The following is a 14,318-nucleotide window of genomic DNA, read 5'->3' on the forward strand; positions in this document are numbered from 1 at the left end:
GGTTTTAATATTTGAACAGAAAATAAGGCGAAGGGAAATACAGTTCTACCTTTGGTAGAAGTTCTGGTGAGATATAGCCCCAATCCGTATATCCGGCATCGATAGCTTCTTGGGTTAAAATTTGCAAATGTACGTGGCAAAACCAACCACCACTATCACTTTCTTGCCCTATGTGCGCAAACGCTTGTCCAGCTTTGATCTTGTCACCTAAATTGAACAAATGCGGTGTTTTCAAGTGACCGTAGAACGAATAAAACACCACATCATTGATGTCATGTTTTAGAATGATGTAGCCCCCATAATTACCAACGGTAGTTTCTTTCCCCGTTTTATAGACCTCGGCATCCAAAGGTGAAAACATCGGAGTGTTGTATGGCACAACAATGTCCAAACCGAGATGATAATACCGTTTTTCTTCAATAATATTGGTGCAGTTTCTCAGAAAGGTTTTGCGTTCTTCCATGTATTTACCGATGCCCCATTGGTGGGAAGAGGCATCCAGTTCCTCAAAAATCATGTCATTGAACTCCTTAAAATCAAAAAGGTTGTATTCTAAAACTTTTGGATTGTTTGAGGAAAAATCAAAGATGTGCGGTTTTCCTTTTAGGAAATCACCAAATAAGGGATGGATAGGAACTCCGTTAAGGTTGAGGGGGTAGTACATATTAAGTTAAGGAGAAAAATATAAAGTAATACGGGTACTTGTTGAATTGTATAAATTGTAAAATTATTTAATTGATGTTTTTGTTTCCTTTTTCAAGGGATTATAAAATCTCTCGTGGACATGTTCTCTTAATTCATTGGTGTTTTCAATTAAATCAGTAAGTTCCCACACCATCATTGATGTCATAAAAATAAACTTCCCCCTAATTCCCTCCAATAAATCATCATTTCTTTCAATGCCTTCCATGGCCTCTAGTATGGTATTGTGAAACGAGTTTTCTAATTCCCTTATACGGGAAATCACCGATCCATTTTCAAAATTGCATCCATAGATATCATGCGCAAAGGAATTTCTGATTTTCCTTACAATATGTAAATCACGAGCAAATTTACCTGATATTAATCCTATTCTGAAGGCCATATCAATTTTTGAACTAAAATTTGACAATGGGCTTGTTGCACTGTCAAATAAAGAATCACTAGATGAGGGTGTTGGGACTAAATAAGTTTTCAATAAAGTTTGTAAATTCTCATCTATTATTGAAACTACTAAGATTACAGCTGCTCTATCGCTTTCTTTTTGGAATTGCTCTAAAAGGAAATCCCATTGATTATCTGAAGTTTTTGCTTTTTCCTTTGTTACTTTTTTATTCTCACCCATATCAATTTTAATTGTATCTAGCTTCTAAGGTATGATTTGTTTTAATAAGCTTTATGTGCAATCAAAAACAATTAATGCCTTATATGTAGATAGGAAATTAGCATTCCTAACTACAACTGAAATACCAACTAAATTACAATATCCAATTGGGAAAGACCCCTAAATCTTCTTCATCTGCTGCTGCATCATCTTGATCTGCTCGGTCAGCATGTTGTTCTTGTCCAACTTTTTGGCTTCTTGCAACAACTGGGTGGCTTCGCGCTTTCTGCGCTTTTGCATGGCAATACCCGCCAAGCTCAATTTGGCCATAGCCACATCGTAATCCATGGTCAATCCAAACTGCAATGCCTTTTTAAAGTATTTTTCCGCCTGGGTCAAGTTTTTCTGGGAGTAGATGATCCCGTGTAGGTAGTTAAAGTACCCCTGTTGTTTCTTGATCAGGGCAGCTCCGGGGTTCTTGATCTTATCAAGCCATTTTTGGGTGCCTTCCAAGTCTTGTTTCCTCATTCTTAAGAATGCCAATAGAATGAACTCGTTCCTAAAATAAAGAAAGATAAAGACAAGGGACAGCAAGATCAGGGCAATGCCATTGCCAATGTTGCCTTCCACAAATTGGTAAACGGCATAGGCAATGATAAGACCTGCGATAACGAGCTTGATATTTTTATTGAACATATCTCCGGAGATTTTTCCTTGGGTTAAGAGGTGGCAAAAGTACTAAAAACTAATTTAAATATTTTCCTTTTGGGCTTGCCAAAGTAAAAAGTCTTTGTATATTTGCGCCCAGAATTTTTCGGGAAGGACAATTTTCCCAATCAACAAAATCCATAAAAGAGTTCCGTAATGAAAAGAACGTATCAGCCGTCAAAAAGGAAGAGAAGAAACAAGCATGGTTTTAGGGAGCGCATGGCGACTGCCAATGGTAGAAAAGTTCTTGCGAGAAGAAGAGCCAAAGGAAGAAAGAGATTAACTGTTTCCTCTGAGCCAAGACATAAAAAATAATGATAGTTTTCAAAATTTAAATTAAAGGTGTTACTTTTCTAGGTAACACCTTTTTTTTGACGTAAAAGCAAATAACGAGAAACACCAACTAGAATGCCCAAAAGAAAAGATTTAAATTCCATTTTGATTATTGGTTCTGGCCCTATCATCATTGGTCAGGCATGTGAGTTCGATTATTCTGGTTCCCAAGCGCTTAGGTCGCTTCGAGAAGATGGTATTGAGACCATCTTGATCAATAGCAACCCCGCTACGATCATGACCGACCCCTCCATGGCGGACCACGTGTACCTGAAACCGCTGACCACTAAATCCATCGTGGAAATTTTAAAGAAACACCCGAATATCGATGCCGTTTTACCGACCATGGGAGGACAAACGGCCTTGAACCTTTGCATCGAAGCCGATGAAAAAGGCATTTGGGCAGATTTTGGGGTAGAGATCATAGGTGTGGACATTGATGCCATCAACATTACCGAGGACCGTGAGAAATTCAGGGAACTCATGTTGAAAATCGGGATAGGTATGCCCCCTCAGGCTTCGGCCACTTCTTTCCTAAAAGGAAAAGAAATTGCCCAGGAGTTTGGATTCCCCTTGGTCATCCGTGCTTCCTTTACTTTGGGAGGCGCTGGGGCAGGTATTGTTTATGATCCAGAGGATTTTGATGATATGCTAAGTCACGGCCTGGAAGTATCGCCCATTCACGAGGTCATGATCGACAAGGCCCTGATGGGCTGGAAAGAGTATGAGTTGGAGCTATTGCGCGACAAGAACGACAACGTGGTGATCATCTGTACCATTGAGAATATGGACCCGATGGGTATCCACACCGGAGATTCCATTACTGTGGCCCCTGCCATGACCCTTTCAGATAGGACTTTCCAAAGAATGAGGGACATGGCCATCCATATGATGCGCAGTATTGGGGATTTTGCCGGGGGGTGTAACGTGCAGTTCGCCGTGAGTCCGGATGAAAAAGAGGATATCATCGCCATCGAGATCAACCCAAGGGTTTCCCGTTCGTCTGCCTTGGCCTCCAAAGCAACCGGTTACCCTATTGCAAAGATTGCCGCCAAGTTGGCCATCGGCTATACGTTGGATGAATTGGACAACCAGATTACCAAGTCCACTTCTGCTTTGTTCGAGCCTACGTTGGACTATGTGATCGTAAAAATACCCCGTTGGAATTTTGATAAGTTCGAAGGATCTGACAGGACGTTGGGACTACAAATGAAATCCGTAGGGGAGGTGATGGGTATAGGTCGATCGTTTCAGGAAGCCCTGCACAAAGCCACGCAATCCTTAGAGATCAAGCGAAATGGATTGGGCGCCGATGGAAAAGGTTATAAAGATTACGACACCATCATTGAAAAACTTCGTGTACCCAGCTGGGACAGGGTTTTCGTAATCTATGACGCCATTCAATTGGGTATACCATTGAAGAGAATCCATGACATCACCAAAATTGATATGTGGTTCTTGAAGCAATATGAAGAACTGCATTATCTGGAATTGGAAGTTTCAAAATATACTATTGAGAGCCTTCCCAAAGATTTGCTGCTAGAGGCCAAACAAAAAGGGTTTGCTGACCGTCAGATTGCCCACATGTTGGATTGTTACGAAAGCGAAGTACACTCCAAACGTATGGATTTGGGAATCAACAGAGTATATAAACTGGTAGATACCTGTGCGGCAGAGTTTAAGGCCGTTACGCCGTATTACTATTCCACCTTTGAAGAAGAGATTGAAACTCCGGATGGCAAACGTTATGTGGCCAACGACAGTGAGGTGACCGATAAGAAAAAAGTGGTGGTACTGGGCTCTGGACCCAATCGAATCGGGCAGGGAATCGAGTTTGATTACTGTTGCGTGCACGGGGTTTTGGCCGCTGCCGAATGTGGTTATGAGACCATTATGATCAACTGCAACCCCGAAACCGTTTCCACGGATTTCGACACTGCTGACAAGTTGTATTTTGAACCTGTATTCTGGGAACACATCTACGATATCATCCTTCATGAAAAGCCTGAAGGGGTCATTGTACAGTTGGGAGGACAAACAGCGCTGAAATTGGCCGAGAAACTGGATAAATATGGAATCAATATTATCGGAACCAGTTTCCATTCCTTGGATTTGGCCGAGGATAGGGGAAGTTTCTCCACACTTTTGAAGGACAACAACATTCCATACCCAAGATTTGGTGTAGCGGAAACCGCAGATGAGGCCATGGATTTGGCGGATCAATTGAATTTTCCTCTTTTGGTAAGACCGTCATATGTATTGGGTGGACAGGGTATGAAGATCGTGATCAACAAAGAAGAACTGGAATCCCATGTGGTGTCTTTGTTGAAGAGTATCCCCAACAATAAACTGCTTCTAGACCATTATCTGGATGGCGCCATTGAGGCGGAAGCCGATGCCATTTGCGATGGTGAGGATGTGTACATCATCGGTATCATGGAGCATATAGAGCCTTGTGGGATCCACTCAGGGGATTCCAATGCCACATTGCCACCTTTCAACTTGGGAGAATTTGTGTTGCAACAGATCAAGGATCACACCAAGAAGATTGCCTTGGCCTTGAATACGGTTGGACTAATCAATATCCAGTTCGCCATCAAGGATGATATTGTGTATATCATCGAAGCAAATCCAAGGGCCTCACGTACCGTTCCCTTTATTGCCAAAGCTTATGGCGAACCGTATGTAAACTACGCCACCAAAGTAATGTTGGGAGAGAAAAAGGTGAAGGACTTTGTGTTCAATCCAAAATTGGAGGGTTATGCCATCAAGCAGCCTGTGTTCTCCTTTAACAAGTTCCCCAATGTAAACAAAAACTTGGGCCCCGAGATGAAGAGCACCGGCGAGAGCATTCTGTTCATTGAGAGTTTGAAGGACGACGAGTTCTACAACCTGTACTCAAGAAGAAAGATGTACTTGAGCAAATAGATTAAACTTGAATTAAACCTTTGCAGCGGCTGCCTGATCCAGCAATTCAAAAGATTGGGCAATCGTTTCAAAGGTTTTTTGATGCTCTTCTTTTTTACTTTTTAAGGTCCAAGCCATAATCATGTAGATATTTTCCGTGCCTTCAACAAAGGTTAGAAAATAGGATATTTCCTCATCGATGCCTTCCACATGGCCATCGATTTCTACCGATTCGGCATCCAATCCATGTATGGTCATGGGCTTTACCTCGGATTGATGGCTCACCTGAATGGTGCTGGTAAAGGCTTGAAGCTGGATTTTCCTATAATTCTGCAACAGTGTAATGCCCTCGTTGTATTGATCCAATTCCTTATAAACATCCACAAAATCTTGCTTGGGCTCATCAATAATGATGGTATAGGCTTCCTTAAAAAGGTTTTGGTATTGAAGTGATGCTTCTTCGTTGAGCCCTGTGGTGCCTTTCATGAATTTTGGAAGGCTTATTTGGTATTCTTCGTTGACCGTTACCGTATGGAAATCCTCCATTTTGGGTTCCTTATTACCATTTTTGCCTTTGGACTTGATGCAGGAAGAAAAGGAAAAAACAGCTAAGAAAAGCAATAGGGTTACCGGATTTTTCATGGTTTGATAGGGCTACGTGGTTTGTGCACCGACGAAGATACATTTTTAATATCATCGTTTAAAGTCTCATTATCCCTAAAACAAAAGGGCCCATAAAGGCCCTTGTTGCATACTGATTTTAATTTTCCTAGTCCTCAACTGGTTTTAGGGTACTTATGGCAATCCGGTTCCATGCATTGATGGTAATTACCGCCATAATGATTTGGGCCAAGTAATGTTCACCAAATATTCTCAACCCTTTTTCGTACGTTTCCTTTGTCAATCCATCTTTATGGATCAAAGTGACCTCCTCGGTAATTTTGAGTATGATCTGTTCCTCTTCGGAATAAAGTTCAGTGTCCGACCAAGCATCCAACAAGAAAATTCGTTTGGCCTCTTCACCCAAGGCAAGGGCATCCTTGGTGTGCATATTCAAACAGAATGCACAGCCATTGATTTGGGAGGCCCGTATTTTGATCAGTTCATAATGCAATTTGTTCAGATCACTTTTTTGCATGTAGCCCTCAAGTCCGAGCATAGCCCTCAAGGCTTTTGGTTCCGTTGCATCAATTTGGATTCGTTGTTCCATCGTTTTGTTTTTAAATTTTGATGCTAAGGTAGATGGGTGGGGTTCCCAAATACTTAAACTGGTTTAAGAACGCTTTTTGGCGCGGATTTCACTCACATATTCTGGGGTCAGGCCCAGAAAGGAGGCAATCAGATATTGGGGTACACGTTGGGCGAACTCTGGAAAATGCTCGGTAAAGTGAAAATAGATCTCCTCTTTGGAAAAGTCGAACAGGTATTTCATTTTCATGATGGAAGAACCATAGGCAATTTGGAATATGATCCTGAAATACCGTTCCAATTGTGGGAAATCATGGAGCAATCTTTCATATTCCCCATACCGAACGGAAAGAACAACGGTGTTCTCTATCGCTTGGATGAAAAAATGGGTGTTGGTTTGCTTCTGAAAAGCCAAAAAGTCTGTGATCCACCAATTTTCCAGAGCAAATTGAACCGTACGTTCCGTGCCTTTTTCGGTAAGAAAATACATGTGTACGCAGCCTTTCAACACAAAATAGATCTGGTCACAAGGACTATTGGCTTTCATCAATAGCTGTTTTTTCTTCTGATTTTGTGTTTCAAAATAGGAGCGGATGATTTCGAATTCTTTTTCCGAAATCGTTACAAATTGATTCAGATGGTCAAAAAAAGGATGTGCACTGGATTTTTTCATGGACTCGTAAAACCTGATAGGGTGTTGGGTTATCTTACAAAATACATCAAATCCTATTGAATGAGCTGGAAAATTGCCAATAGCCATTCATAAAAGCTACTAAAATTCAGAGGATTCTTCGGGATAGGAGGAAATTGGATAAATTTTTGTTAAAACCTATGATGTAATTTTGCACTTAATGAATTTTTAGGGGTTAACTTCAACCGTATCAATAAAAATATAAATACACTTGCCAATTTTAACCTTTATTAACAACCAGTATTTGTTGGAATTGTCTGCGTGAGCTAGTTTTGTTGCCCAAATGAAAAAGGCATTCAGGCGCTATTTATTTCCCCTTTGCATCCTTTTATTGGGAGGGTTCATCAATTTGTATGCGGATTCGCAGAACAGTATTGATGAAGAAAACGCCTGTTACCTAGAAGCCGGTCAAAATCTTGAGAATATTGACTCGGTTGGATTGCTTCAATATGGCCCTGAAAAAAAGCATTGCACCGAAACAGAAGTTGAAGAGCAAGAAGAAAGGGAAGAGGAAGCAGCCTCACATGATTTGGATTTAGAGTATGGCAGTTATTTGACTGCCTTTTTTTATGCCTCACAATCGGGGCAATTTATCCGTAAACCTGATACAGACCTTGGTGATCTATCACCTAGTCCGATTTCCACACCGCTTAAGCGATACATTAGGTTCCAGGTATTCCGGATTTAGAATTTTCTTTCCAGAATGGCTCATTATTATGATGTTGCCATTCTCTCACATCACTTTGAGTAAATATCAATAACCAGGGGCAGGTCCATGTTAACGGATTAGGACTTCCCTTAATCATTTTCAAAAACCATTTTAAACCATTTAAAACTATGAGGAGAATTCCCATCTTCATTGGCTTGTTCGCATTGCTTTGCTACAGTACAAGTTGCGAATCCAAAAAACATGAAAACAAGGACGAAACCAAATACCTCGTTTCCAGTCCCATTCGAAAGGATACGTCGATCACCAAGGATTATGTATGTCTGATCCATTCCATAAGGCATATTGAGCTAAGAGCCTTGGAAAAAGGATACCTGCAACACATTTATGTGGATGAGGGACAATCGGTGACCAAGGGACAGAAAATGTTCTACATTATGCCCAACGTGTACCAAGCCGATCTTCAAAAGGCCAAAGCTGAGGCAGAGGTTGCGGAAATCCAATATAAAAACACCCAGTTGTTGGCCGATGGCAATGTAGTGTCTGCCAACGAACTTGCCATGGCCAAAGCAGAATTTGACCGGGCCAAGGCAGAGGTCTCCTTAGCGGAGACCCACTTGGGCTTTACCGATATCCGTGCCCCATTTGATGGCATTATGGACCATTTGGAAGCAAGGGAAGGTAGCCTTTTGGATGAAGGCGAATTGTTGACCACCCTGTCCGACAACAGCAAAATGTGGGTCTACTTCAATGTTCCCGAGTCAGAGTACTTGGATTACATTACCAGTGCCAACAAGGGCAGTAAACAAAAAGTGGAGCTTTTGATGGCCAACAACAAAAAGTTCAATCAACCCGGGATAGTGGAGACCATCGAGGGAGAGTTCAACAACCAAACAGGGAACATCGCCTTCCGTGCCACGTTCCCTAATCCAGATGGTATTTTGCGCCACGGGGAAACCGGAAGCGTTTTGATGACGGTTCCTTTGAAAAATGCCATGTTGATCCCACAGAAAGCCACTTTTGAGGTTTTGGACAAAAAATATGTCTTTGTACTTGATAAGGATGATAAGGTGCAACAGCGAGAAATTGTTGTTGGGGCCGAACTTCCCCATCTTTTTGTAGTGGAAAAGGGATTGTCCGAAGATGACAAAGTATTGTTGGAAGGCATTCGTATGGTAAGAAACGGCGAAAAAATTCATTACGAATTCGAAAAGCCTGAAGCCATACTGGCCAATCTAGAATTGTACACTGAGTAACAATCCCAAAATCTCCAGACAATATGTTTAAAAAGTTTATACACAGGCCCGTATTGGCAATCGTGATCTCGGTCATCATTGTCTTTGTAGGGATGCTGGCCATAAAACAGCTGCCCATATCGCAGTTCCCGCAAATTGCCCCTACAACAGTGAACATTTTCATTGCCTATCCTGGTGCAAGTGCCGATGTATTGGTAAAATCGACCCTGATTCCTTTGGAAACCTCCATCAACGGGGTACAGGGCATGCGTTATATCGCTTCCGATGCCACCAGTGCGGGTGAGGGAACCCTTCGCGTAATCTTTGAACCGGGGACCGACCCCAACCAGGCCGTGGTACGGGTAAAGACCCGGGTAGACCAGGTAATGCCCCTTTTACCGGATTTGGTGCAAAGGGAAGGGGTGATCATCACCCCCGTACAGCCCAGTATGTTGATGTACGTGAACTTGTACAGTGATTCCAAGAACAATGATGAAAAGTTCCTGTACAACTATGCGTACACCAAAATGATACCTGAAATCCAAAGGATCAACGGTATCGCCAGTGCCAAGATTTTGGGTAGCCGTAAGTTCGCCATGCGGGTTTGGTTGAAACCGGACCGTATGCGGGCCTATAACGTTTCGGCGGAAGAGGTCCTAGAGGCCATGGAAGACCAAAGTATTTTGGCAAGACCAGGCCGTTTGGGGAGAAGTTCGGGTAAAAAGGCCCAATCCCTGGAATATGTGTTGGTTTATCAAGATCGATATAGTGAGCCTGAACAATACAAGGACATTATCATCAAGGCCAATGAGGAAGGAGAAATCTTGAAGTTGGGCGATTTGGCCGATGTGGAACTCGGTAGTGAGTTCTTCGATATTTATTCCAACCTCGACGGTAAACCGTCCGCTTCCATTGTATTGAAACAGACCTTTGGAAGTAACGGTAGTGATGTGATCAAGGCCGTTAAGGAGAAATTGAACGAACTAGAGGCCGAAATGCCCCCGGGAATCGACTACAAGATCAGTTATGACGTTTCCAACTTCTTGGATGCCTCCATTGAGCAAGTGTTACATACCCTACGGGATGCCTTTATCTTGGTGGCCATTGTGGTGTTCCTGTTCTTGGGGGATTGGCGATCCACATTGATTCCGATCATCGCGGTACCCGTTTCCTTGATCGGAGCCTTCTTTGTGATGCAGATGTTCGGTCTGTCCATCAACCTGATTACCCTCTTCGCTTTGGTATTGGCCATAGGTATTGTGGTGGATAACGCCATTGTGGTGGTGGAGGCGGTCCACGTGAAGATGCACGAGGAAAACCTAACACCGTACAAGGCATCCTATGAAGTATTGGGAGAGATTGGTGGTGCGATCATTGCGATTACCTTGGTAATGACCTCGGTGTTTATCCCCATTTCGTTCATGACAGGACCGGTTGGGGTATTCTACCGACAGTTCTCCATCACCATGGCGGGATCTATTGTGATTTCGGCCATTGTGGCCCTTACATTGACTCCGGTACTCTGCGCCATGATGTTAAAGAATACCCATGGTCAAGCCAGAAGAAAATCACCTGTCAACCGCTTTATTGATTGGTTTAATGGGAAGTTTGAAAAACTTACGGGAAGGTATGTCGGTGTCTTGAACAAGATCGTAAACCGAAGAGTGGTGACATTTGGCCTTTTGTTGGCTTTCTGTGCCGGTATCTTTTTTACCAATCAGGTATTGCCGGCCGGATTTATCCCGAACGAGGACCAAGGGATGATCTACGCGATCATCCAGACACCTCCTGGTGCTACTTTGGAGCGTACCAATGAGGTGGCCAGAAAACTTCAGAAAATTTGTGAAGAGACCGAAGGTGTGGAATCCGTTTCATCCTTGGCCGGTTATGAGATCATGACCGAAGGTAGGGGTTCCAACGCAGGTACCTGTTTGATCAACTTAAAACCATGGTCGCAAAGGGAACATTCCGTTCACGAGATCATGGAAGAACTGGAAGAAGAAACCAAAGACCTAGGGGCGGTCATAGAATACTTCGAGCCCCCGGCCGTTCCTGGCTTTGGTTCATCCGGTGGTTTCTCCATGCGTTTGCTGGATAAGACCAACGGTACCGACTACCACGAATTCGAGCGTGTCAACAACAATTTTATGGATGCATTGCGCGAGCGTAAGGAGTTGACAGGTTTGTTTACCTTCTTTGCTGCCAATTATCCTCAATATGAATTGAAGATCAACAATAAAGTGGCTATGCAAAAAGGCGTTTCCATAGGAAAAGCCATGGAAAATTTGAACATCCTTATCGGTAGTACCTATGAGCAAGGTTTTATCCGCTTTGGTCGATTCTTCAAGGTGTACACCCAAGCAGCCCCAGAATATCGTGGGTTGCCATCAGACCTTGAAAAACTGTTTGTTAAGAACGAAGAAGGGGAAATGGTTCCTTATTCCGCCTTTATGACCATGGAGAAAAAACTGGGACCTAACGAGATTACCCGTTACAACCTGTACAACTCTGCGGCCATTAGAGGGCTTCCTGCAGCTGGGTTTACCAGTGGTGATGCCATTAAGGCGATTAAGGATGTGGCTGAGAAGACATTGCCTAGGGGTTATGACATTGCTTGGGAAGGATTATCCTATGATGAGGCCCAACGCGGTAACGAATCCATCTACATTTTCATGGTGGTATTGATTTTCGTGTACTTGGTATTGGCTGCACAGTATGAAAGTTTCCTTTTGCCATTGGCCGTAATCCTTTCATTGCCTGTTGGGGTTTTTGGATCTTTCTTCCTGTTGAAGGTCATGGGATTGTCCAATGACGTGTATGCACAAATCGGGATGATCATGCTGGTGGGACTCCTGGGTAAAAACGCGGTATTGATCGTGGAATTTGCCGTGCAGAAGCACCGTGAAGGTGCCACGATCCTAGAGGCGGCCATCGAAGGTTCCAAACAGCGGTTCCGTCCGATTTTGATGACCTCTTTTGCCTTTATTGCCGGTTTGATACCATTGGTGGTAGCCACAGGTGCAGGGGCCATCGGTAACCGTACTATTGGAGGTTCTGCCCTTGGGGGGATGCTTATCGGTACCATCTTTGGAGTATTGTTGATTCCTGGACTGTATTTCATCTTTGCCAAAATGGCTGAAGGGAAAAGCCTTATCAGGGATGAACATGACGAACCTATTTCCGAGGAATTGTTCAAGGATAATGATACCGAAAGTAGGCTGCGTGCCCGTTTACGCGAGGTAAACAAACTGTTGAAAAAAATGACCACAAGAAATGGAAACAAAAAGAAAAAAGGGAGCAATGAAGAAGAATAGAAAATCAATTTTGATCGGCATTCTCGCAACAATGGCCCTATATTCTTGTGTGCCTACCCGCGAGATACGGGACGAGAACACATCGGTTCCCGAACAGTACCAAAACCAGCCCACTGATACCGTAAACACGGGGTTGGTGCAGTGGAAGGAGTTTTTCAAAGACCCCAACCTAATTGCGCTGATCGATACTGCCTTGGTCAAGAACCAGGAGTTGAACATTATGTTGCAACGGGTGGATATGTCCAAGAACATGATCAGGGCCAAGACTGGGGAGTATTTGCCTTTTGTAAACTTTCAGGCTGGTGCCGAAGTGGAAAAAGTAGGCGAGTATACCCGTAATGGAGCCGTAGAAAAGAACCTTGAGATCAAGGAAGGGGAGGAGTTTCCTGAACCCTTGACCAATTACGGCCTAGGGGCATTCGCTACTTGGGAGTTGGATGTATGGAAGAAACTTCGCAATGAGAAAAAGGCGGCCGTGTTCGAATACCTTTCCAGTGTGGAAGGGAAGAACTTCATGGTTACCAGCTTGGTTGCGGAGATTGCGGATTCCTACTATGAGTTGATGGCTTTGGACAACCAATTGGCCATCATCGACCAAAACTTGGAAATCCAGCAGAACGCCCTCAAAATGGTGAAACTGCAGAAGCAAGCGGCTCGCGCCACAGAGTTGGCCGTGCAGCGTTTCCAAGCTGAGGTATTGAAGAACCAAAGCCATAAGTACGATATCCAACAGGAGATTGTGGAGGTTGAAAACCGACTTAATTTCTTGATCGGTAGGTCGCCACAGCATATCAATCGGACTTCGGACGACTTTATTGATACTCCTATTGATCATCTGTATGTGGGAATTCCTTCCCAATTGCTTCAAAACCGTCCTGATGTACGTCAGGCGGAGTTGGAATTGGCAGCCGCCAAATTGGATACCAAAGCGGCCAAGGCCAGTTTTTATCCCCAGTTTACCATTAAGGCAGGCTTGGGTCTAGAGGCATTCGATACCAAATACCTGACCACCACACCAGAATCCGTTCTGTATTCGGTGATGGGGGATATGGTGGCACCTTTGATCAACAGAAATGCGATCAAGGCGCAGTATTTGAATGCTACGGATAGACAGTTGCAAGCGGTTTATGAATACGAAAAGGCCATTTTGAATGCCTATATCGAGGTGGCCAATCAGTTGTCCAACATCGACAATCTGAAAAAGAGCTATGAATTGAAAGACGGTCAAGTTCAGGCCCTGACGGAATCCATTGACCTTTCCACTCGTTTGTTCCAATCCGCAAGGGTGGAATATATCGAGGTGCTTTTGGCACAACGGGAGGCGTTGGAATCCAAAATGGAGCTTGTGGAGACCAAAAAAGACCAGATGCTTGCCCAGGTAAACATGTACCGGGCCTTGGGCGGCGGCTGGAATTAAGGACCCCAAATCAATGGTTTGGCCTACTACCTTGGCTATTGATTTACCCAAAGCGAAAACCCGATTTACATTTGTAAATCGGGTTTTTAATTTTAGACTTTTACGAGTGGTTTCCCAACAAGTTTATTTCGTCCAATAATCCACGACCACCACATCTTGGATATGGGGTCCTGCCACGTCTCCGAACGCCACATGGGCAGGATGGGTGAGGTAGGTGTCCCGGTCCTTTTCACTATCAAAAGTCAGAAAAAAACAATGGGTCAACCCCTTGTTCAGATTTTCGGGACTATTGTTCAGGCCCCATTCAAACCCCTTGATTTCTGAAATTTTGGAAGGCAATTCGCCAAAGGCGGCTTCCACGGCAGCAACATCTTTGGGTGTTGAGGTATCCTTAAACTGGAACAGGACCACATGGCGTAAATGGGAGGTTGGTTTTTCCATTTCGGTTTCATTTTTGGGTGCTTCCTTGGTCGAAGTATTACATCCGGCCAAAATCAACATAAAAAGGGTTAAGAATTTGATTTTCATATTGTGTAGTTTGATTTATGTGTTATT

At 43.5% G+C, this 14,318-nt stretch carries 13 protein-coding genes; 6 read left to right on the top strand and 7 right to left on the bottom strand.

The genetic code is table 11. From position 1 onward, the window contains the following. Window positions 1-4: 4 nt before the first annotated feature. The 3 genes from D2U88_RS14385 to D2U88_RS14395 all read right to left on the bottom strand — a co-directional run bounded on the left by D2U88_RS14385 (window position 5) and on the right by D2U88_RS14395 (window position 1,999). Window positions 5-664, bottom strand: coding sequence for a peptidoglycan DD-metalloendopeptidase family protein (locus D2U88_RS14385; RefSeq protein WP_119641244.1), 660 nt, complete (start codon window positions 662-664; stop codon window positions 5-7). 63 nt (window positions 665-727) lie between these two features. Beyond that, window positions 728-1,324 (bottom strand): hypothetical protein, encoded by a 597-nt coding sequence (locus D2U88_RS14390; protein WP_119641245.1) that lies wholly within the window; start codon window positions 1,322-1,324, stop codon window positions 728-730. A 159-nt stretch (window positions 1,325-1,483) separates the two neighbouring features. Beyond that, on the bottom strand, window positions 1,484-1,999 hold the full coding sequence (locus D2U88_RS14395) for a DUF2892 domain-containing protein (RefSeq protein WP_119641246.1): 516 nt from the start codon (window positions 1,997-1,999) through the stop codon (window positions 1,484-1,486). Window positions 2,000-2,167: 168 nt separating this feature from the next. Between D2U88_RS14395 and rpmH the strand changes: the two genes are divergently transcribed. After that, window positions 2,168-2,326, top strand: coding sequence for a 50S ribosomal protein L34 (gene rpmH, locus D2U88_RS14400; RefSeq protein WP_072882462.1), 159 nt, complete (start codon window positions 2,168-2,170; stop codon window positions 2,324-2,326). A 93-nt stretch (window positions 2,327-2,419) separates the two neighbouring features. After that, window positions 2,420-5,272, top strand: a complete 2,853-nt coding sequence (carB, locus tag D2U88_RS14405) for a carbamoyl-phosphate synthase large subunit (protein ID WP_119641247.1) — start codon at window positions 2,420-2,422, stop codon at window positions 5,270-5,272. 12 nt (window positions 5,273-5,284) lie between these two features. Here the strand turns inward: carB and D2U88_RS14410 are convergent, their stop codons facing one another. The 3 genes from D2U88_RS14410 to D2U88_RS14420 all read right to left on the bottom strand — a co-directional run bounded on the left by D2U88_RS14410 (window position 5,285) and on the right by D2U88_RS14420 (window position 7,112). Beyond that, complete coding sequence (locus D2U88_RS14410; protein WP_119641248.1) at window positions 5,285-5,893, bottom strand: hypothetical protein; 609 nt, start codon at window positions 5,891-5,893, stop codon at window positions 5,285-5,287. 127 nt (window positions 5,894-6,020) lie between these two features. After that, entirely contained in the window at window positions 6,021-6,461 is a 441-nt protein-coding gene (locus D2U88_RS14415) for a carboxymuconolactone decarboxylase family protein (protein WP_119641249.1), read from the bottom strand. Window positions 6,462-6,524: 63 nt separating this feature from the next. Continuing rightward, entirely contained in the window at window positions 6,525-7,112 is a 588-nt protein-coding gene (locus D2U88_RS14420; protein ID WP_119641829.1) for a Crp/Fnr family transcriptional regulator, read from the bottom strand. Between the two features lie 301 nt (window positions 7,113-7,413). On the opposite strand from D2U88_RS14420, the gene D2U88_RS14425 reads away from it, so the two are divergent. The 4 genes from D2U88_RS14425 to D2U88_RS14440 all read left to right on the top strand — a co-directional run bounded on the left by D2U88_RS14425 (window position 7,414) and on the right by D2U88_RS14440 (window position 13,763). After that, entirely contained in the window at window positions 7,414-7,818 is a 405-nt protein-coding gene (locus tag D2U88_RS14425) for a hypothetical protein (protein ID WP_119641250.1), read from the top strand. 149 nt (window positions 7,819-7,967) lie between these two features. Continuing rightward, window positions 7,968-9,053 carry an efflux RND transporter periplasmic adaptor subunit gene (locus tag D2U88_RS14430; RefSeq protein ID WP_119641251.1) on the top strand — a complete coding sequence of 362 codons (1,086 nt, stop codon included), beginning with the start codon at window positions 7,968-7,970 and terminating at the stop codon, window positions 9,051-9,053. 23 nt (window positions 9,054-9,076) lie between these two features. Beyond that, window positions 9,077-12,346 (top strand): efflux RND transporter permease subunit, encoded by a 3,270-nt coding sequence (locus D2U88_RS14435; protein WP_119641252.1) that lies wholly within the window; start codon window positions 9,077-9,079, stop codon window positions 12,344-12,346. Beyond that, window positions 12,333-13,763 carry a TolC family protein gene (locus D2U88_RS14440; protein WP_119641830.1) on the top strand — a complete coding sequence of 477 codons (1,431 nt, stop codon included), beginning with the start codon at window positions 12,333-12,335 and terminating at the stop codon, window positions 13,761-13,763. Before D2U88_RS14435 ends, D2U88_RS14440 begins: the two co-directional genes overlap by 14 nt. Window positions 13,764-13,886: 123 nt before the next feature. On the opposite strand, the gene D2U88_RS14445 is transcribed toward D2U88_RS14440, so the two are convergent. After that, window positions 13,887-14,291: a Dabb family protein gene (locus D2U88_RS14445; RefSeq protein WP_119641253.1), complete on the bottom strand. Its 405-nt coding sequence runs from the start codon at window positions 14,289-14,291 to the stop codon at window positions 13,887-13,889. Window positions 14,292-14,318 lie beyond the last annotated feature (27 nt).

Origin of the sequence: Flagellimonas aequoris (assembly GCF_003584165.1) — a bacterium.
GTDB lineage: Bacteria > Bacteroidota > Bacteroidia > Flavobacteriales > Flavobacteriaceae > Flagellimonas > Flagellimonas aequoris.

Excerpts from the sequence above, each read along its gene's own strand:
- D2U88_RS14385 (WP_119641244.1), bottom strand. The coding sequence starts at position 664 with ATGTACTACCCCCTCAACCTTAACGGAGTTCCTATCCATCCCTTATTT.
- D2U88_RS14390 (WP_119641245.1), bottom strand. The coding sequence starts at position 1,324 with ATGGGTGAGAATAAAAAAGTAACAAAGGAAAAAGCAAAAACTTCAGAT.
- D2U88_RS14395 (WP_119641246.1), bottom strand. The coding sequence starts at position 1,999 with ATGTTCAATAAAAATATCAAGCTCGTTATCGCAGGTCTTATCATTGCC.
- rpmH (WP_072882462.1), top strand. The coding sequence starts at position 2,168 with ATGAAAAGAACGTATCAGCCGTCAAAAAGGAAGAGAAGAAACAAGCAT.
- carB (WP_119641247.1), top strand. The coding sequence starts at position 2,420 with ATGCCCAAAAGAAAAGATTTAAATTCCATTTTGATTATTGGTTCTGGC.
- D2U88_RS14410 (WP_119641248.1), bottom strand. The coding sequence starts at position 5,893 with ATGAAAAATCCGGTAACCCTATTGCTTTTCTTAGCTGTTTTTTCCTTT.
- D2U88_RS14415 (WP_119641249.1), bottom strand. The coding sequence starts at position 6,461 with ATGGAACAACGAATCCAAATTGATGCAACGGAACCAAAAGCCTTGAGG.
- D2U88_RS14420 (WP_119641829.1), bottom strand. The coding sequence starts at position 7,112 with ATGAAAAAATCCAGTGCACATCCTTTTTTTGACCATCTGAATCAATTT.
- D2U88_RS14425 (WP_119641250.1), top strand. The coding sequence starts at position 7,414 with ATGAAAAAGGCATTCAGGCGCTATTTATTTCCCCTTTGCATCCTTTTA.
- D2U88_RS14430 (WP_119641251.1), top strand. The coding sequence starts at position 7,968 with ATGAGGAGAATTCCCATCTTCATTGGCTTGTTCGCATTGCTTTGCTAC.
- D2U88_RS14435 (WP_119641252.1), top strand. The coding sequence starts at position 9,077 with ATGTTTAAAAAGTTTATACACAGGCCCGTATTGGCAATCGTGATCTCG.
- D2U88_RS14440 (WP_119641830.1), top strand. The coding sequence starts at position 12,333 with ATGAAGAAGAATAGAAAATCAATTTTGATCGGCATTCTCGCAACAATG.
- D2U88_RS14445 (WP_119641253.1), bottom strand. The coding sequence starts at position 14,291 with ATGAAAATCAAATTCTTAACCCTTTTTATGTTGATTTTGGCCGGATGT.